Source organism: Vibrio sp. CAU 1672, from assembly GCF_029223195.1.
Lineage (GTDB): Bacteria > Pseudomonadota > Gammaproteobacteria > Enterobacterales > Vibrionaceae > Vibrio.
The window spans coordinates 41,431-61,019 of the sequence record NZ_JARHUF010000005.1; the positions used below are offsets into that span (position 1 = coordinate 41,431).

19 protein-coding genes are annotated in these 19,589 nt (G+C 50.2%); 6 read left to right on the plus strand and 13 right to left on the minus strand.

Annotated elements, in window-relative coordinates:
* Positions 1-49: 49 nt before the first annotated feature.
* From yegD to P2G85_RS06665, 3 genes are all read right to left on the minus strand, one after another.
* Positions 50-1,402, minus strand: a complete 1,353-nt coding sequence (yegD, locus tag P2G85_RS06655) for a molecular chaperone (RefSeq protein WP_275863323.1) — start codon at positions 1,400-1,402, stop codon at positions 50-52.
* An 89-nt stretch (positions 1,403-1,491) separates the two neighbouring features.
* A complete protein-coding gene (locus P2G85_RS06660) occupies positions 1,492-2,118 on the minus strand; it encodes a hypothetical protein (RefSeq protein WP_275863324.1) in 627 nt (208 codons plus the stop codon).
* Between the two features lie 396 nt (positions 2,119-2,514).
* Positions 2,515-3,747 carry a glycosyl hydrolase 53 family protein gene (locus P2G85_RS06665; protein ID WP_275863325.1) on the minus strand — a complete coding sequence of 411 codons (1,233 nt, stop codon included), beginning with the start codon at positions 3,745-3,747 and terminating at the stop codon, positions 2,515-2,517.
* A 779-nt stretch (positions 3,748-4,526) separates the two neighbouring features.
* On the opposite strand from P2G85_RS06665, the gene pdhA reads away from it, so the two are divergent.
* Genes pdhA through P2G85_RS06680 form a run of 3 tightly spaced genes read left to right on the plus strand, consistent with a single transcriptional unit; the run spans position 4,527 to position 7,748 of the window.
* Positions 4,527-5,621, plus strand: a complete 1,095-nt coding sequence (gene pdhA, locus P2G85_RS06670) for a pyruvate dehydrogenase (acetyl-transferring) E1 component subunit alpha (RefSeq protein ID WP_275863326.1) — start codon at positions 4,527-4,529, stop codon at positions 5,619-5,621.
* Positions 5,614-6,597 (plus strand): alpha-ketoacid dehydrogenase subunit beta, encoded by a 984-nt coding sequence (locus tag P2G85_RS06675; RefSeq protein WP_275863327.1) that lies wholly within the window; start codon positions 5,614-5,616, stop codon positions 6,595-6,597. Before pdhA ends, P2G85_RS06675 begins: the two co-directional genes overlap by 8 nt.
* Positions 6,594-7,748, plus strand: coding sequence for a dihydrolipoamide acetyltransferase family protein (locus P2G85_RS06680; protein ID WP_275863328.1), 1,155 nt, complete (start codon positions 6,594-6,596; stop codon positions 7,746-7,748). The genes P2G85_RS06675 and P2G85_RS06680 overlap by 4 nt, the downstream gene beginning before the upstream one ends.
* Before the next feature lie 54 nt (positions 7,749-7,802).
* Here P2G85_RS06680 and P2G85_RS06685 read toward each other — a convergent pair whose 3' ends face one another.
* The gene (locus P2G85_RS06685; RefSeq protein ID WP_275863329.1) at positions 7,803-8,768 is read right to left on the minus strand and encodes an FAD-binding protein; all 966 of its coding nucleotides are present in this window, start codon (positions 8,766-8,768) and stop codon (positions 7,803-7,805) included.
* A 12-nt stretch (positions 8,769-8,780) separates the two neighbouring features.
* A complete protein-coding gene (locus P2G85_RS06690) occupies positions 8,781-9,530 on the minus strand; it encodes an electron transfer flavoprotein subunit beta/FixA family protein (RefSeq protein ID WP_275863330.1) in 750 nt (249 codons plus the stop codon).
* Positions 9,531-9,749: 219 nt separating this feature from the next.
* Between P2G85_RS06690 and P2G85_RS06695 the strand changes: the two genes are divergently transcribed.
* Positions 9,750-11,417: an electron transfer flavoprotein-ubiquinone oxidoreductase gene (locus P2G85_RS06695; protein ID WP_275863331.1), complete on the plus strand. Its 1,668-nt coding sequence runs from the start codon at positions 9,750-9,752 to the stop codon at positions 11,415-11,417.
* A 60-nt stretch (positions 11,418-11,477) separates the two neighbouring features.
* On the opposite strand, the gene P2G85_RS06700 is transcribed toward P2G85_RS06695, so the two are convergent.
* Complete coding sequence (locus P2G85_RS06700; RefSeq protein WP_275863332.1) at positions 11,478-12,125, minus strand: glutathione S-transferase family protein; 648 nt, start codon at positions 12,123-12,125, stop codon at positions 11,478-11,480.
* Positions 12,126-12,243: 118 nt separating this feature from the next.
* On the opposite strand from P2G85_RS06700, the gene P2G85_RS06705 reads away from it, so the two are divergent.
* The gene (locus tag P2G85_RS06705; protein WP_275863333.1) at positions 12,244-13,101 is read left to right on the plus strand and encodes a LysR family transcriptional regulator; all 858 of its coding nucleotides are present in this window, start codon (positions 12,244-12,246) and stop codon (positions 13,099-13,101) included.
* On the opposite strand, the gene P2G85_RS06710 is transcribed toward P2G85_RS06705, so the two are convergent.
* The 7 genes from P2G85_RS06710 to P2G85_RS06740 form a co-directional block, all read right to left on the minus strand.
* Positions 13,079-13,654: a protocatechuate 3,4-dioxygenase gene (locus P2G85_RS06710; RefSeq protein ID WP_275863334.1), complete on the minus strand. Its 576-nt coding sequence runs from the start codon at positions 13,652-13,654 to the stop codon at positions 13,079-13,081. The genes P2G85_RS06705 and P2G85_RS06710 overlap by 23 nt on opposite strands.
* 129 nt (positions 13,655-13,783) lie before the next feature.
* Complete coding sequence (gene artM / locus P2G85_RS06715) at positions 13,784-14,452, minus strand: arginine ABC transporter permease ArtM (protein ID WP_275863335.1); 669 nt, start codon at positions 14,450-14,452, stop codon at positions 13,784-13,786.
* Positions 14,449-15,138, minus strand: coding sequence for an arginine ABC transporter permease ArtQ (gene artQ, locus P2G85_RS06720; protein ID WP_275863336.1), 690 nt, complete (start codon positions 15,136-15,138; stop codon positions 14,449-14,451). The genes artM and artQ overlap by 4 nt, the downstream gene beginning before the upstream one ends.
* Position 15,139: 1 nt before the next feature.
* Complete coding sequence (locus tag P2G85_RS06725; RefSeq protein ID WP_275863337.1) at positions 15,140-15,871, minus strand: arginine ABC transporter substrate-binding protein; 732 nt, start codon at positions 15,869-15,871, stop codon at positions 15,140-15,142.
* 59 nt (positions 15,872-15,930) lie between these two features.
* Complete coding sequence (artP, locus tag P2G85_RS06730) at positions 15,931-16,659, minus strand: arginine ABC transporter ATP-binding protein ArtP (protein WP_345795425.1); 729 nt, start codon at positions 16,657-16,659, stop codon at positions 15,931-15,933.
* Between the two features lie 195 nt (positions 16,660-16,854).
* A complete protein-coding gene (locus tag P2G85_RS06735) occupies positions 16,855-17,034 on the minus strand; it encodes a hypothetical protein (protein ID WP_275863339.1) in 180 nt (59 codons plus the stop codon).
* A gap of 1 nt (position 17,035) precedes the next feature.
* The gene (locus tag P2G85_RS06740) at positions 17,036-17,767 is read right to left on the minus strand and encodes an aspartate/glutamate racemase family protein (protein ID WP_275863340.1); all 732 of its coding nucleotides are present in this window, start codon (positions 17,765-17,767) and stop codon (positions 17,036-17,038) included.
* Positions 17,768-18,933: 1,166 nt separating this feature from the next.
* On the opposite strand from P2G85_RS06740, the gene P2G85_RS06745 reads away from it, so the two are divergent.
* Positions 18,934-19,572: a murein L,D-transpeptidase catalytic domain family protein gene (locus tag P2G85_RS06745; RefSeq protein WP_275863341.1), complete on the plus strand. Its 639-nt coding sequence runs from the start codon at positions 18,934-18,936 to the stop codon at positions 19,570-19,572.
* The last annotated feature ends 17 nt before the right edge of the window (positions 19,573-19,589 follow it).

Sequence of the window (19,589 nt, forward strand, 5' to 3'; positions counted from 1 at the left end):
ACAAAAAGCCCCTACGGTAAGGAAGGGGCTGGTTTTAATACCTTTCAGCTTAGCGAAAACAGACGTCTGCCCAGCGCGCCAATCCTGCGGTGACCGAGCCAAAGTAGTTACCGCTGACCACCGGCACCGCAGGTAAGACCGCTTGTACCGCCTCGCGCAGGATCGGTGAGCGTGCAGAGCCTCCGGTCATGAAAATTGCATCCGGTTTACAGCCCGCCTGCTCAACCGCTTCTGCCACCAGTGAAATCATTTTCAGCTTCGGCGACTCAATCGCCTCTATCATCTCATCACGCTGGATATCAACTTCAATTGTCTCGGACAGCAGATGGATCCCGGCGCGGTACACCGCAAGATCAGATAACGCCACTTTCGCTTCCTCTGCCCGGCGGACGATTTGATAGCCCAGGGACTCGTGGTAGACCTCAAGCAAGCGCGCCAGTTTTTCTGGCTGTTGCGCCTGCTCATGCAGCAGTTTCAACGCTGTCAGGTTTTCACGCGAATAAAATTCATTCTGCGCTTCAACGTTATTGATCGCAATCGGGTTCCAGAACTGAGTGGTCGGCATCACAATCCCTGACGCCATTTTACTTTCCATGCCAAAGGGTGCCATTAACTGTTTAAAAGCTAAGGCGATATCCAAATCATTACCCCCAACCCGCTGACCGGAATGCGCCAGCAGGCTTGCATGACGGTCGGCTTGACCGCGCCATGACGGCCCCATTTCGATCAGCGAGCAGTCCGTCGTACCACCGCCGATATCCACCACCAGAATGGTTTTGTCTTCATCCAGGGTCGCTTCGTAATCCAGCCCGGCGGCCACCGGCTCAAACTGAAATTCAATATTGTTAAAACCGGCACGCTGTGCAGCACGCAGCAAAATTCCTTCCGCCTGACGGTTGGCTACCTCGCCCCCACGGCCATGGAAGTTGATCGGCCGTCCGATCACCGCATCGGAAATCGAAGCCTGTGCGTCCTGCTCCGCCTGCGCTTTGATATTGGCCATCATCGCGCAAACCAAATCTTCAAAAAAGCTCAGCTGGACATCACGCAAACCCGATGCACCCAGGAATGATTTGGGTGATTTGACGTAATAGATATCTTGCGGATCCTCGAGGTAACGATCCAGTGCAGCCTGACCAAATGCCATATCCTGCGCATCCAGTTCGATGCTCTCTTCACGATTAAAGTTGATGGCACGGCGTAACACCTGTTCACCGATACTATCAAACGGCTTGATGTCTCGATGACGGAACAGATGCTCGGAAACCGACTCCCGAGTGGGTGCGGCCAGAGTGGAAGGAATGTAGGGGCTTTCCCCCTCCAGACGAAGCAATACAGGTTCACCTTGCTCCATTTTTGCCACTGAACAATTGGCTGTACCGTAGTCAAAGCCGATAAACATAGGACCTCCCACCGATGAAAAAGGCCGGCAATGCTACATTAATGTCCAACCAATTGCTACCGTGCGATGTAAGGACATGACGGGCCGCGTCATTCTCCCTGGTTTGACGAACCCGCTCTCGATGAAGGTAAAGCAATCGCCAACATCAAAGCCAGAATGAGGAAAACCGGAGTCTGCTGCAGGCCAGTCCAGAGCGAATATTGCGAATGGAACAACCAAAATATACTGATCGTCAATAAATAAGAAAAATAACTGCAGAACACAAAACTGATGGCGATAAATTTAAGCCGCGTGATCATCAACACCCTGACTAACAGCCGGCTCAGCAGACTGGCGAAATAGAGAGCGAGTTGCCAGAAGATAATAAATGATGCCAGGGCGATAAATCCTGCTGCTAATAATGTGTCATAGGTAGAAATAATAAAATGGCTGCCAAAACGGCTGATCACCAGGGCTACATTGTCTTCATAAACCAGCGACCAGGAAAGCGCGTTGGCGGCAGCCACAAAACTGGTAAAATAGGCGATGGCGTAAAATGCCGTTTGAGAGCTGAACGGAACAAAAACCTCAGCGCAATAACCCAGCCAGGCGTCGCGATCTGCGGTTGGTCCTATACCTCGCTTGCTCACTGTTCGGTCGGCGACAAAAGCCGGCTCATTGCGCAGTAACAACCAAAACAGATACAGTGTCAGTGCAACTAAAATTATCGCCAGCATACATCCCCCCTTTCTGCACCGCTCCACTGTTGTCGGGGTCGTAAACTGCACTTCCCTGGATAAGCCGCTTAACGTTTAATTAAGCCTTGTTAGTTCAACCATTAAGTTTCCCGCTTATGTTAGGTTTAGCACACTCAGGCTTAATCCGCCGCGAGCTTGCCTTCACCCCGGCCAACTCGCGTGTCGTGGGCAATGAAAACGGACAGGGCAGATAGTAACTATCAATGAGTTGGGAGCGTTTTTGCAAAAAAGATGACTTAACATTGCAGCAATAGAAGACATAAATCGGAAAATTCATCGCCTTTAAACCGGAAAGTTATGCAATAGTGCCCGAAAAGATAACAGCCTTGTTCCCAGTTCTTCAGTCATTGGGAATAAGGTGTTTTTTGTTGTTTCTTAATGACCTTTAAATACTTCCAGTGACGGTAACGCGTTACCTTCGAAATCAAACAGCGCCTGGTTTTCCCATGAGTTGCCCGTCTCCCATTTATCACCACTGTAATCCATGCCAGCTTCCGTTGACCACGTTGCACCATCAACCGGTAACCACGCAGGTTCCCAGTAATAGATCCCCAGACCTTGCTCATCAGGAAGGTCATTGATCAACTTCATGATGTCGGCGAGATATTGCGCCTGACCGTTTACCGAAACGTTATAGCCCTCAATCTGCCCCGCACCTGAGTAGCTGTTACCCAACAAGTCACCATTTGCCCTGGTGAATGGAAATGAGGTTTCAACTAAAACAACCGGCTTGTGATAACGGCTGATGACATCTGTCATATTGGCTTTTACTTTATCGATCGGACCGTGCCACCATGGATAGTAAGACATACCGATGACGTCGTAGTCGACACCCTGTTTGGTGATTTCATCAAACCACCAGCGGAACTGTGCGTTGTCACCCGCTTCTGCAAGGTGCAACATGATCTGAATGTCCTTACCGCCGTCGTTATCATGAACCGCCTGGATACCCGCTTTTAGAAGCAGCGATAACCGTTGGAACTCTTGACCATCCTGCCCCCAACTTTTGCCATCAGGCCAAAGCATCCCACCATTAAGTTCGTTACCTACCTGAATCATATCAGGGACAACGCCCGCGGCTTGATGTGCTTTCATCACCTCTGCTGTGTAGTCGTAGACTTTTTGTGTGAGGTTCTCGAAGCTTAAAGCATCCCAGCCTTTTGGCTTGCTCTGGTTCTTCGGATCGGCCCAGAAATCGCTGTAATGAATATCCAGCAGAAAAGACATATCATTGTTTTGCGCTCGTTTACCGAGTTCAATCGCGCGCTCCAGTGTGTTATTGCCACCACCAAAAGCATCCCCGTTCTCTGCCCTAGGATCAACCCATAAACGTACGCGAAGAGAGTTCACCCCGTTCTTATGTAATATTTTAATCAGATCTTGTTCTTTACCATTCTGATAATACTTACCGCCCAACCCCTCAATTTCAGCCAGCATAGAAATATCCATACCACGGATAAAGTCAGATCTTAACGTTGGAACGGTAATAGTATTATCTCCGGCTCCGTTACTAATATTAGCGTTACGATTGCCTGAATGATTCTCAGATTGGCAACCGATAAGGACCACTGCCGCACTAATCACTGCAACCTTAAAGTTTGTGTTCATGATTCTCTCTCTATTAGTAGGGCGTGTTCCGGTAAAGCTAAACACGAACTCTGAACGGACACAATCTCCGGATTTATCCGCATATCAACACTGATCGTTTCTAACTTAACCGCTCCTGTTTCGTCAACAAACCTGGTGGCTTCCTCATTGATTGTACTTACAATTTTATCCTTCAATCAGGATGCATAAGCCAGTTTAATCTAACGCCACCGGAGTGTTATCACCGGTTTGGAATTTCATGACACGACACGAACAACCCTCGCCAACATCAGCGAGGCGGCTAACATAATATGGCACCGATGGTTTTGCCACTATCTGACAATCGTAATGCTGACAGCAAGTCAGTTTCCACCCCGATGATTTTATCGGCTATCGGATATCCCATCGCTGCATGTTCGCTACCCTCACAACAATGTTGTTTATTTGTCAGGCCACACAGGAAAAATCACCACCTTCAGCATACACTAAAGAAAATAGTTAGCATTTTATCCTGCTTTTTAACGGCGTAAGCCAAACTTTACTGCTGGGCAAAACACAAATCAAAGCATAAATTAACATTTTGTTTACACTTAATGTATCTGGTTATATCTCGGTGGTTCACTGGACTAAGCGGTTACGCAACAATGACGCACTGTTATAGGTTACAGATATTGCTCAGAGTAACATCGTGATGGTATGGCCTATGCGCTGATATCAGGGCTTGAGTACCCAAATAGGCTCTGACTTTAATGTTGATAAGCTGCCGTCCAAAAGGCGGGCAGCCTCAAAAGGAGCTTGAGATGAATGTTCAGGCATTACCCATGCATCGGTTTATCGACCATCATGGAGAGCTCGTCAACCCACTACCCGAATGGGCTGACATCGAAACACTGGTCGGTTTCTACCAGGACATGGTATTAACCCGTACCTACGATAATAAAGCGGTCGCCCTGCAGCGAACCGGCAAACTGGGCACCTACCCTTCCCATCTTGGTGCCGAAGCGATCGGCATTGCGGTGGGCCATGCACTGGCGACCAGTGATGTGTTTATTCCCTACTATCGCGATATGCCTGCCATGTGGGTACGTGGTATTGCCATGGAAAAAAACCTTCAATACTGGGGAGGCGATGAACGAGGCAGTGACTTCTGCCCCGAGACCAGCCACAACCACTGGTATGACATGCCATTCTGTGTGCCCATCGCGACACAGTGTACCCACGCAGTGGGCATTGCATCCGCACTCAAAATACGCGGTTTGCATCACGCAGCATTAGTCATGTGTGGCGATGGTGGCACCTCGAAAGGGGATTTTCTTGAATCTCTCAACTGTGCCGGGGCATGGAACATCCCTCTGGTGTTTGTGGTCAACAATAACCAGTGGGCGATCTCAGTACCGCGCCGTTTACAATGTGCTGCCGATTTCTTATCAGATAAAGCCAAAGGAGCCGGCATTCCGGGCATCTCGGTAGACGGTAACGATGTGCTGGCCGTTTACGATGCGGTGCGAAACGCTCTTGACAGAGCGCGTAAAGGCAAAGGCGCGACACTGATCGAGGCCATCAGTTACCGTCTGAGTGACCATACCACTGCCGATGATGCCAGTCGCTATCGCAACGAAGAAGACGTCCAAACCGCGTGGCAATATGAGCCGGTAAAACGCCTTAAAGCGTTTCTGATCAAGCAGGGCGCATGGTCTGACGATCAGGAAAACCAATGGCAAGAGCACTGTAAAAATATGGTCGAACAAGCGGTAGAGCATTACCTTAAGCTGCCGCCACAGGCACCGGAAACCGGGTTTGATTACCTCTATGAACGCTTACCACAGGAGCTCTACTCGCAGCGTGATGAAATAATTAACAGAGCAATGCGTATGCAGGGAGGAAAAAATGGCTGAACTCACCTTAGTTGAAGCGGTCAATCTCGCACTGCATCATGAAATGAAACGTGATGATAATGTGGTCGTGCTCGGAGAAGACGTCGGAGACAACGGTGGCGTGTTTCGTGCGACAGTTGGCCTCAAAGAACAGTTTGGCCTCAAGCGCGTAATTGACACCCCGCTGGCAGAAGCCCTGATTAGCGGTGTCGTCGTCGGCATGGCCACCCAAGGGCTGCGTCCGGTTGCCGAATTTCAGTTTCAGGGTTTTGTCTTCCCTGCAATGGAACACCTGGCGTGCCATGCCGCACGGATGCGCAACCGTACCCGTGGCCGCCTGACCTGCCCGGCGGTATTCCGCGCGCCATTTGGTGGCGGGATCCACGCCCCGGAACATCACTCAGAAAGTGTTGAAGCACTGTTTGTCCACATTCCCGGATTAAAGGTCGTGATCCCTTCCTCACCACAACGCGCCTATGGGCTTTTGCTTGCAGCCATCCGCAGTAACGATCCGGTGATGTTCTTTGAGCCCAAACGTATCTACCGTACGGTCAAATCTGAAGTAACCGACAACGGCGAAGCACTTCCACTCGACACCTGCTTTACCCTGCGCAAAGGACGTGATATTACACTCGTCACCTGGGGGGCTTGCGTGGTGGAATCACTGCAGGCGGCAAAAACGCTCTCCGAACAGGGCATCGAAGCTGAAGTCATTGATTTAGCCAGCATTAAACCTCTCGATACCGCGACCATTTTCCGCTCGCTGGAAAAAACCGGCCGCCTGCTGGTTGTACACGAAGCCAGTAAAACCTGTGGCGTCGGCGCTGAACTTATCGCCCGTGTCTCCGAACAGGCGATGTGTTTACTTAAGGCACCGCCTAAACGGGTAACCGGAATGGATACCATCATGCCCTACTACCGTAACGAAGATTATTTCATGATTCAGGAACAGGATATCGTGCAGGCGGCACGCAAACTTGTGGAGGGTTGGAAATGAAAACCTTTAACTTACCCGATCTCGGCGAAGGCCTCGCTGAGTCTGAAATCGTCAAATGGCACGTGAACATCGGTGATGTGGTCGAGGTTGACCAAGTGATCCTGACGGTAGAAACAGCCAAGGCAACGGTCGATGTCCCCGCACCTTATGCCGGTCGTATTGTCAGTCGTCATGGCGAAGAAGGCGACATCATTAATATTGGGGCAATACTGGTGGAAATTGACGAACACAGCACCGATCAGCCGGTTGCCTCACCAGAGGAGCACACCGCTGATGCTGCCACTGTGGTCGGCAGTGTGTCACAGCAAACCCATCAGGTGGATGTTGACGATTTCCGGGTCGGCGGTGAGGCCACGGCCTCAAGCAATGATCTGGTTACGGCTTTGCCTTCGGCCCGTTTGCTGGCAAACAAACTCGGCGTCAATATCGACACCGTTTCCGGCACTGGCCCGAATGGATTGATCGTCGACAGTGATATCTATGACGCTGCCGGTAAGCAGCATCCCGGGACCGAAGTGCTCAAAGGGGCCAGGCGAGCCATGGCCTCTTCGATGGCCGACTCACACCATTGTGTGGCTGCCGTCACCATTACCGAAGAAGCACTTTTAGATGAATGGCTGCCAAATGAAGACGTCACTGTTCGCCTGGTCCAGGCCATTGTTTATGCCTGTAAACAAGAGCCGGCACTGAACGCCTGGTTTGATGCGCAAACCATGACTCGTTGCCTGCACAGTACGGTCAATATCGGTATCGCGGTGGACAGCAGTCATGGTTTATACGTACCCGTACTGCGCAAAGCCGATGAGTATCCGGCAAAAGTGATCCGGCGCTGGCTGGATAAGACCGCAAGCGGCATTCGCGAGCGCAAGATTGGCCGTGAGCAGTTACAACACGCGACCATCAGCTTATCGAATTTTGGCGCAATTGGCGGCATTTTTGCCACCCCGGTGGTCACCCCACCGCAAGTCGCCATCGTCGGTGCCGGACGCATTATCGAAAAAGTAGTCATGCGCAGTGGCCAGGCCGTCGCCGTTGAGGTGTTGCCTCTTTCCATCACTTTTGACCACCGCGCCTGTACCGGCGGCGAAGCTGCACGTTTTACCAGGCTCCTGGCGGAACACCTGCAAAGGCCAAGTGAGCGGGAAAGCTAACCTCAGTAACAAAGGCTTCCAATTCGGAAGCCTTTTTGCTGAAGTGAATCGTTTTTAAACCTTGTCGATCAGATCAGGCAACACCTCAAATAAGTCCGCCACCAGGCCATAGTCAGCAATCTCGAAAATTGGCGCGTCCGGGTCACGGTTGATCGCCACAATCACTTTTGAATCCTTCATTCCGGCGAGGTGCTGGATCGCGCCAGAAATCCCTAGTGCAATATACAGCTCAGGTGCGACAATTTTCCCGGTTTGCCCTACTTGTAAATCATTAGACACAAATCCGGCATCTACGGCTGCCCGTGATGCGCCGATCGCGCCACCGAGTTTATCGGCCAGTTGCTCGACCAGGGCGAAGTTGTCCTTATTGGCCAAACCGCGCCCGCCAGACACCACAACGCGTGCCGCTGGGAGCTCCGGACGTTCACTTTCTGCTTTTTGCTGCGAAACAAACACTGAGCACTCAGATACCGATGGCGGCTCTATGCGGGTGATCTTCTCAACCACTACCGTATCTTCCATCAACACCGGGTCAAATGCCGAACTGCGCACCGTAACCACCTTAATCGCGTCCACCGATTTGACTCTAGCCAATGCGTTGCCCGCGTATACGGGCCGCACCACCACATCCGGCGACTCAATCGCGATAACATCAGACAACTGACCAACATCAAGCAGTGCTGCCACCCGGGGCAGCAGGTTTTTGCCAAAGGTAGTTGCTGCCGCCAGCAAATGAGTATAATTTCGGCCGATGTCCGCAATCACCTTCGACATGTTCTCTGCCAGAGGATGCTCAAACGGTGCGGCGTCCACCACCAAAATCTCGCTTAGCACTGACAGGCGCGAAAGCGCCGCCACCACGCGATCACACTGATATCCCATCACCAATGCGCTGACCGGGGCACCGCTATCATGCTCATGGATGGCGGCGGCGGCCTGCAACGTCTTCAGGCTATCAACAGAAACCGTATGGTTGTCGTGCTCAATCACCACCAACGCCGATAAGTTGCTTTGCTCCATAAGTCGGCCTCCTTATATCACTTTGGCTTCGTTTCTGAGCTTATCCACCAGCTCTGTCACACTCGATACCATTTGACCGGGTTTTCGGGCAGGTGGTGCCAGCACCTCCAGCACCTGTTGTGACGAGCTCACCGCCACGCCAAGCTGTTCAGGGGTCAGAATGTCCAGTGGTTTCTTCTTGGCTTTCATAATGTTTGGCAAGGATGCGTAGCGTGGCTGGTTAAGGCGTAAGTCAGTGCTGATAATGGCCGGCAGGTCGAGCTTGAGGGTTTCTAACCCGCCGTCTACCTCACGCGTAACCAGAACCTTGCTCCCCTCAATCTTCAGCTCAGACGCAAACGTACCTTGTGGCCGCTCGGTCAGGGCGGCCAGCATTTGCGCCACCTGATTATTGTCTGTATCGATCGACTGTTTACCCAGCAGTGCCAACCCGACAGACTCTTGTTCCATTACTGCTTTGAGTAACTTAGCCACGGCAAGGGGCTCCGGTGCAACGGCAACCTCGATGTGGATGGCTCGATCGGCCCCTAAAGCCAGCGCCGAACGTAACTGCTCCTGGCAGTCCGCCTCACCGACTGCGGCCACCAGTACCTCATCCGCGATCCCTGCTTCCTTCAGGCGTACGGCCTCTTCCACCGCGATTTCGCAAAACGGGTTCATTGCCATTTTCATGTTGCTGGTTTCAACACCAGTGCCATCACTCTTCACCCTGATTTTCGCATAAGCGTCAATCACACGTTTAACTGCGACTAATACTTTCATGTAGCCTCCTCGCGTTACTTTAAACAGAGATGGCACCACTGAACCACCCTGCCATCGAACCACCCTGCCATCGACCATTCTGCCGCATCAAAAGTTACAATGTCACATCAATTCTGCACTCATCAGCAAATTCACTGTCTTTTGAGCATAGATTAGCTTACGTTTACGTCAACTAGACTATATTTGTTATAGCAATAAACACGAAAATGGATTCAGCTGATGGAAAGAGAATGCATGGAGTTTGATGTGGTGATTGTTGGTGCCGGACCCGCCGGGCTTTCTGCGGCCTGCCGCCTGGCCCAACTCCACCGGGAGGATGGCAACGATGCGCCGTCGATCTGTGTGGTGGAAAAAGGCTCAGAAGTCGGTGCCCATATACTGTCCGGGGCGGTGTTCGAGACCAGGGCGCTGGATGAGTTGTTTCCTGACTGGCAGGCCATGGGCGCTCCGGTTTCCAGCCCCGTGGAAAGCGACACCTTTCTTTACCTCACAACGCCTGCCAACCACCTTCATGTACCTCCGTTACTGGTACCCAATCCGATGCTCAACACTGATAACAACTATGTGATCAGTCTGGCTAACCTCTGCCGCTGGCTGGCACGGCAAGCTGAGGCACTCGGGGTTGAAATCTATCCCGGTTTTGCCGCAGCAAGCATCAATTATGCCCAGAACGGCGCGGTAACCGGGATCAATACCGCCGATATGGGCGTAGACAAAAACGGCCAGCCAAAAGCCAACTTTGAGCCCGGAGTGGAACTGAAAGCCAAATACACCATTTTTGCTGAAGGCTGCCGTGGTCATTTAGGCAAAGCGCTGATCAACAAGTTCAAACTGAACGCTGATAAACAGCCACAGCACTACGCGTTGGGAATCAAAGAAATCTGGCAGATGCCGCCAGATTATTCCTCACCCGCCGGTCAGTTGATCCATTCGGCCGGATGGCCACTCAGTGAGTCGGGTACCGCCGGAGGCGGCTTCCTTTATCATATGGAAGAGAATCAAATTGCCGTCGGGCTGATCACGGATCTCAATTATCACAATCCCTATCTCAGCCCGTTTGATGAGTTCCAGCGTTTTAAACACCATCCCGCCATTAAACAACACTTAGCCGGAGGCCAGCGTATTGCTTATGGGGCTAAGGCGATCGCTAAAGGCGGCCTTGCCGCTCTGCCCAAGCAACAATTTCCGGGCGGGCTGTTGATCGGTTGCGATGCAGGCACGCTGAATGTGGCCAAGCTCAAAGGCAGCCATACCGCGATGAAATCCGGACTGCTGGCTGCTGAAGCCGTGTTTGATCAACTCCAGTTTGAGCATCAGTATGCCGAGCCTGAATATCAGGCACTGTTTGAAACATCATGGCTGTATGAGGAACTGCTGCACTCGCGTAATTTCGGCGCCATTATTCACCGCTTTGGCAGCGTGTTAGGCGGAGCACTGTCTGCCTTTGAGCACAACCTGTGGCTGCCTCTGGTGAAAAAGCCCCTGCCCTGGACGGTCAACGACCCACGCGCCGATCACGACCAGCTAAAAACCCTGGCCCAGTCTCACCCCATCAGTTATCCCAAGCCGGATGGGGAAATCAGCTTTGATAAGCCTTCATCGGTGTTTTTGTCTGCCACCCGGCACGAAGAAAACCAACCCTGCCACCTGATCCTGGATGACAGCGATTTGCCACTGGGTGACCACCTGGTACGTTACGATGAACCCAGCCAACGCTACTGTCCGGCCGGGGTGTATGAAATCATAGAAGTAGAGGGAAAACGTAAATATCAGATCAACGCAGCCAACTGCCTGCACTGTAAAACTTGTGATATTAAGGACCCGGCACAAAACATCACCTGGCGCACACCGGAAGGTGGCGGCGGCCCTAACTATCAGAACATGTAACCGGGCCATACCCGGAGAGTAATCAAACCAGCGGATCTGTTTTGATCCGCTGTGCCCTGACTATACCGGCTCGCCCGCTTCATCTTCCTCAACAATGTCCGTTTCCCGGCTTGCTTCCTCCAGCCAGCGCTGCATTGCCGGGCTGTTCAACACCTTCTGTTGATATTGCCGGGCTTTTTCCGACATTTCGATGCCATAGGTTTGCATTCGTAGTACCACCGGGGCATACATCGCATCGGCTATGGACCACTCGCCAAACAACCAGCCATCCGGATACTGAGACATCTGCTGTGACCACATCTGATCGATACGGGCAATATCTTTACGCGCGCCTTCACTTAAGGTGACGACTCTTTTCGCCCGACAATTCATGGGTAATTCATTACGTAAATCAGCAAAACCAGAATGCATTTCTGCCGCAAGTGCCCGCGCTCTGGCGCGCTCTTGTGCTGAACCAGGCCATGCTTTACCTGCCAGGTACACTTCATTAATGTACTCAACAATTGCCAGAGAATCCCAGACCACCAGTGTATTATCCACCAGAGTTGGCACCTTCGCCGCTGGCGTCACCGTTTCTAACGCTTGATAGAACTCCGGAGTACTCAGTTTAAGCTTGATAATGTCTACCTCCAGATCGTATTGGGCAAAGATAAGCCAGGCCCGTAACGACCAACTGGAGTAGTTTTGATTACCGATATAAAGTTGCATGTTTGCCTCCTGCTTTGCGGTTTCGGTGAGCCATTACAATAAGAGATTGTTTTATTATGAACTAACAGATAATTTTGATGGGACTCATTAACAAAAACGATGGGTGTAACCACCCAATATGGATATCGACGCACTGAAAAGCTTTCTGGCCTTTGTCGAAACCGGCAGCTTCACCCGCGCAGCAAAACAGATCCACCGCACCCAATCCGCATTCAGCGCACAAATGCGCAAACTGGAAGACGAGCTTGGGGTCAGGTTGTTTGAAAAAGAGGGACGCAATCTGATACTGAGTGAAGCAGGGTTGGCACTTCGCTCCCATGCCGGACAGTTGGTGGCGTTACACAATGATGCCCTCAAACAGATAACCCGTTACCAGGACAAGCGCCCACTTCGGCTCGGCTGCCCGGAAGATTACAATGATGTTGTATTGCCGCACGTCATTGCGCAGCTCAAACAAAGTGAACCCACCTGTTCGATTCAGGTATACAACCAGCCCAGTGTGATACTGCGCCACTGGTTAGACGAAGATAAACTGGACGCGGCGATCGTAACCCGGGCTCCTGACAGTGAAGAAGGCTACTGGTTGACGCAGGATCAGGGAGTCTGGATCGCCAGTCCGGATTGGGTACTGGATCCAACCCGACCGATACCGCTGGCGCTGTTTCAGTCCGACTGCAAGTATCACGCGGCCGCCATCGACGGACTGACCAAACGGGGAAAAACCTTCCAGTTACTGGCTTGTTGTGATACCGCTTCCGCCCAACGGGCGCTGGTACGCGAAGGCATGGCGATCGATGCGATGGGAGAAATCAGCGTCGGCGACGGGCTCACCGTGCTGGACGATATGCCTCCGCTGCCATCGGTCGACATCGTCCTGATCACCGGCGCATCCCCCCACCCATTGCTGGATAAGGCATGCCTTGATGAGTTAGCGTCATCAACCCATCCATCCATTACAGCGCGAGCACAAAGTTAAATTCTCCGGTTTGCCGGCCATTGATGTTCAGTGATTCAATTTGCAGGTGTTGGCGCTCTCTCCCTGCCCACCACTCGCTGCCGGTCTGGCCTTTGAGATAAAGCTGGGTCGTGAGCAGTTGGCGTTGGGCACGCCATAACTTAACGTGAATATGGGGTGGCCGGGTGTTGTATGGCACCGGACTGATAGTATGAAAAGAATATCGACCATCTTCTGCAGTGATCACGGCACCAAACCCGGCAAAGTGGCGATCAAACCGTTGGTGATTCGGCTGGCCCGGATGATGGTAAATCCCCAGCCCATCACATTGCCAGATCTCCACCCGTACCCCGGCAACAGGCTTACCTTCACGATCCAACACTCTGCCCTGCAGCCACAAAGATTCCCCCACCAGACCATCCGCCTGTAGTACTAAATCAGATCGCAGTGGAATCGGCTCGACCGGATAGAACGGCCCTTCTGCCTGTGCAGGCGTGACTTTCCTTTGATTTGCGGCGTTTATCGACGGCGCACATAATAACGCCCAAAGGCTGAGAAATTGTCGTCGTAGCATCACTGAGTTCCGGCAGGTTTTTGTCTTAATTAAGTGTCGTCAGTGGCGCATCGTTTCGCCAGCGGTAAATAACAAAAATGCCTCTGTCGTGGCGACAGAGGCATTACTATCAGAGCCTTAGGTATCCGCTTATGCCGCTTCAAAAGCGAGGGCTTTTTTCTCAACCTGGCGGAATATCAGCGTCAGCAAGCCGTTAACTCCCAGATAAAAAGCGCCAGCCAGACCAAAAACCGTCAATGTATCATAGGTTTGAGCATTGATGCGCTGTGCATACCCCATCAAATCCATGATGGTGATGGTGCTGGCCAGCGAGGTGCCTTTGAATACCAAAATCACTTCGTTGGAATACGCCGGTACCGCACGACGGATCGCGTATGGCAGCAATACTTTTAATGTTGCAGATTTGTTCATGCCAAGCGCCCGGCATGCCTGCCACTGCCCGGAAGGAATGGCGTTGAACGCACCTTTAAACAGCTGCGTGCTGTACGCCGCGGTGTTCAATGCCAGTGCCAGCATTGCACAAAACCAAGGCTGGCTCAGCCATACCCAGAGCATACTTTCTCTTATCGCATCAAACTGCCCCGGTCCGTAATAAACCAGAAAGATCTGGACCAACAGTGGGGTGCCGGTAAATAAAGTGATGATTCCACGGCTCAACCAATGCAGACCCGGCAGACGCAGAATCAGGGTTAATGTCATCAGCAGAGCCAGAATACAACCAACCACCAGAGAGCCGGCCGTCAGCTTCAGGCTGGTCACCAAGCCTTCCAACAGTAACCAAACGTGCTGTTCGTTCATGCCGTTACCCCCTGTTCCATGCTCATACCTTGTACCGAGAATTTTTTGTCAATCAGTTTCACAGCGCGCTGGGTGATCAAGGTGATCAGCAAGTACACCGCCGCCGCAGTCGCATACCAAGTGAAGGCCTCATGCGTGGCAGCCGATGCCAGTTGCGCCTGCTTTAACAAATCAGTCACGCCAATCAGTGACACCAACGCCGTATCTTTAAGCAACACCAACCACTGATTGGTTAAACCCGGTAACGCATGCCGCACCGCCTGTGGTAATACAATGCGGAAAAAAGCATGAGCCTGGGTGATACCCAATGCACTGGCGGCTTCTCGCTGTCCGCGCCCGACCGCCTTTAACGCCCCCCGCAGGGTTTGTGAAGCGTAGGAAGCAAAAATCAGCGACAGGGCCACCACACCGGACACAAACGGGCTAACCTCAATAAACTCGCCGGTCAGCAAAAACAGTACTTGCGTTGAACCAAAATAAATGAACAACACCACCAGCAGTTCCGGCAGGCCGCGTATTATGGTGACAAACGCCGTCGTCGGCCATTTAATCGCCACCCGGCGAGACATTTCACCACCGGCAAACACCACAGCTAACACCAGGCCGACCAAAAGGCTGGAAAATGCAAGCTGGACGGTCATCCAGCTTGCCTGTATGAGTGATAAAGAGTAGCCCGTCATGACCATATTACTTACCGAAGTACTTGTTGTAGATCACATCGTATTCACCGTTCGCTTTCACCGCTTGCAGTGCCACATTCAGCTTGTTCACCAGCTCTTGGTTGTTTTTGTTAACCGCGATGCCGAAACCATTACCAAAGTACTGAGGATTGGTAACCGGTTTACCGACATAAACCAGGCTGTCTTCTTTCTTGAACCACTCAGCCACAACAGCGGTATCACCAAATACCGAGTCAATACGGCCATTTTTCATATCGATGAATGCATCCTGGTAGCTTGAGTAAGGAACCGCAGTGACACCCGGCATTTTTTCGATCAGGTAGCTTTGGTGTGTGGTGCCGTTTTGCACCCCGACACGTTTGCCTTGTAGTGCCGCCGGGTCAGCCACTTTGCCCTCAATAGACACAAACGCAGCAGCATTGTCATAGTAAGGCTGAGAAAAACTCACCTGCTCCAGACGGGCTTCGGTAATATCCATCGCCGAAATCGCCGCATCGTAACGCTTAAACTTCAGTGCCGGGATCAGGCTGTCAAACGCCTGGTTATGAAAACTGCATTTGGCTTCCAGCTCTTTACACAACGCATTGGCCAAATCAACATCAAAGCCCTGAATTTGGTTGTTCTCATCCATGTACTCAAATGGCGCGTAAGTCGCCTCCATGGCAAACTTGATCTCTTGCTGCGCCGCTGCGTTTGCTGAAACAAGGCCGATTAAAGAAGCTAGTAGAATTTTTTTCATTGCAATACTCCGTGTGTACTTTCTTGGGCTGACACTCGCAATGACAGCCGGGCTGTTTATTAGTGTTTTAAATATTCAGCAAACTGTGTGGTTTGCGGGTTAGTAAAGGCGTCATGGGTGCCGTGCTCGACGATGTAACCTTTTTCAAGATACAGCACATGACTGGCAATTTTTTTAGCAAAATCAACTTCATGGGTCACAACAACCTGAGTAATCCCAGTTTCACTTAAATCGTTGATGATCTTTACCACCTGATTGGTGATTTCCGGATCGAGTGCCGCCGTCGGTTCATCAAAAAGCAGTACTTCAGGTTTCATCATCAAAGCCCGGGCAATCGCGACCCGCTGTTGCTGTCCGCCGGACAGTTGCATCGGCCATGCATCGGCTTTATCCGCCAGATGAAGGGTCGCCAGTATTTGCATTGCCTGGCTATGCGCCTCGGCTTTGTCCATGCCAGCCACTTTGACCGGCGCTTCGATCAGATTTTCCATCACCGTCATGTGTGGCCACAGATTGTACTGCTGAAACACCATGCCAACTTTACGACGCAGCTCAAGACCTTGCTTCTCTTTAATTTCCCCAGAGAAATCAAACGACTGTGTCGCAATGTTTAGCTGACCGTTATCCGCTCCTTCCAGTAGGTTGAGTACGCGGAGCAACGAGCTTTTCCCGGCGCCGCTCGGACCAAGTAACACCAGTGTTTCACCGCTTTCACAATCAAAACTGACATTGTGAAGAACCTGTGTTTCACCGTACGATTTGTTGATGCCTTTTACCTGAATACTCATGCTTAGATACTGCATTAATTATCACTTAGGACTTATACTACCAATTCGGATTTTTTATGCAATAAAAATGTATAAAAATTTGATTTGTTACTTTTTTGTACAAAAATGAGGCAGTTCTGTAGAGCATATAACTGGTTATACCACCAGTCATATGTCACTAAGGCGAGTAACGCCGGATAGGATTAAGTGATAGCGCTAATCGGCTTTTTTTGCAGATGTGATCGGTGGTACTTTTTGTTTTGCTGCTATGGTGGGCATAAAGAACTCACATGCCTGCCTCGTCGCTGTGGTCGGCTGTTCCCACGCTCCACACATATCGACTGGGCTGCCTTTTACCCGGGTGAACTGACGGCACTGCCCGCATTTATTTGTCATCTTATTTACTCCCATTATCTCTATCTCCCTCTGCCAACTCGGCTTGCAAAGCAAAGTCAACCGCTGCCTGCGCATGGATTACCGAAGTATCATACAGCATCGCTGTCGTATGCTGCGCTTGCACCAGCAGCCCTATCTCAGTACACCCCAGGATGATAGCCTGCGCTCCCTGCTCCAGCAGCTTATTAATAATGACAAGGTAACTGTCCCGCGAGGTTTGTTTCACCTCACCCCGGCACAACTCCTCAAAGATCACATCATGAATGACGGTTTGGTCGCTCGCTCCCGGCACCAAAACCTCAATGCCATGTTTGTCAACAAGGCGCTGCTTATAGAAATCCTGCTCCATGGTAAACCGGGTTCCCAACAGCCCCACTCTGGTTATCCCATCAGCGAGGAGTGCTTGTGCGGTGGCGTCAGCAATGTGCAGTAGTGGTATTTTGATTGCGGCCTGTACCTGCTCAGCAACCTTGTGCATTGTGTTAGTGCAAATCAACAGACAGTCAGCCCCTCCTGCCTCAACCTGTTTGGCCAACTGGCTAAGAAGCTCCGCCGCCTGTTGCCAGTTCCCCTGACGCTGCAGAACTTCGATTTCTGCAAAGTCAACACTGTGCAGACAAATCTTAGCTGAATGTAATCCACCAAGTGTGGCCCGGGTTTGTTGATTGATTAGCTGGTAATAATGGCTGGTTGACTTCCAGCTCATACCTCCCAGCAGTCCGATTGTTTTCATTATTTCCCTCTATTTAACGCTATGTGCTGTTCTAGCGCTGATCAAAACTAGCATACCGCGCAAATCCAACATTTGATTTATGTTTATATTCCGTTCATCACACACGGAAACTTCAACCTCACATTAGAGCGTCAGAAATGAGTTTAAGAAAAAACTCGCTGGTAAAGAAACACAAAACCATCGAATAACTATAGTAAGTTTCATAACAATAATTACTCTTAATTGTTGTTACTGAATAATGTCTAAGCTTCTGATTACGTGCGTTTTTAATGAATGATAATGATGTACTGATGACAATAGCAGAATAAGCAACCTGAATAGAAGCAGATGAATACCAATCGCTTATTACAAACTACCTTAAGCGAAAGTACATTAAATGAAATCAGCTTAGGCAAGACTTAAATAGACAAACTTAGCCAAACTCTCATTGCCTGATATATCAGATTAATTAGATACAGCGGTTAAATACACAATCAGGAATAACTGGATATATACTGCTATCTTGTCAGTTGTCTATCTACTGGCTTATCAGGTCACACGATGATTAATAAAAATGGCGAACAGTTTTAAAGCATCAATTCCGGATTCAGACTCCGATCGTAATACTGACCATACCAGCTTATGTGGCTATTCACTCTTTCTCTTCACTAACCCAGGTGTGCAACCAGTAACATTAAGAACTGTCAAGCTAAGCGTTGCATGACCTCGCGGTTAGCACATTGTTTGGCTTTTTCTTCCCGAGACAACGCTATGTGTCGAGCACGATCACAGTTTAACTAACAATCTGCTCAGCAAAGCATCATGTTCAGTTGCGTCATCATATTGATAAATAATATAAATAATACCACGTCCATAATAGCACAGCGTTTTATTACCAATTCTGGTGGCAGCTCGGTCGAAAAATTCTGTTTTATTAATCACCTAAATCGGATAGTATTTGAGTTAAAAATATACAAAATAATCATCCACGCTCTTAAAAGTGTTTATCATCAAACAGTTATAAGTTTAGAGCTTAATGTCTCTTTGAGACACTAGGTAAAATACGTATAACTGGGTGTGAGTACAGCAGTACTCTTGAGAGCTAATATCAAATGATGTGCATTCTGTATTAACGATTAACCCTTTACGATCGCTAAGTTATAACATTAGAATTTCAGTTAGTAACCATGAAGAAGTTATTTTTGCTATTACTATGGACATCGCTTTCACTTTCGTCCAACGCATTCGCTCAACTGCCGATGCTAAACCAGGAAAGCCAACTAAAACATCAAACTGTTGAAACTATTTATCAAAAGTCTAACCTTGAGGGTATTATAGACTTTTCTCTCTTCCGAGATGCTTATAATGCTTATCAAAACGCGCCAAAGAAGAAAGCCTTGCTGACTATTATCGACTACAGTAAGCCTTCGACAGAAAAGCGTTTTTACGTTGTCGATTTAGCCGAGCAGAAACTTATCTTCAACACCTATGTTGCCCATGGTGTGAACAGCGGGAAAAAAACCGCAACTAAGTTCTCCAACATCGTTAACTCGCGTAAGACCTCACTCGGAACCTTTTTAACCGACACGACCTACTATGGTTCCAATGGCTATTCGCTGCGCCTGGATGGCTTAACCACAGGGCTTAACGACAACGCCCGCGAACGTTACATTGTGGTTCACGGCGCTGATTACGCCAATGAATCCTTTATCAAGCAAAATGGCTATCTGGGACGCAGTTGGGGTTGTCCGGCACTGCCTGAAAAACTGTCGCGCCAGATCATTGATACCATTAAAGGTGGCAGTGTTATTTACGCTGCTGCCTAACCTAACGGTTGCACTCT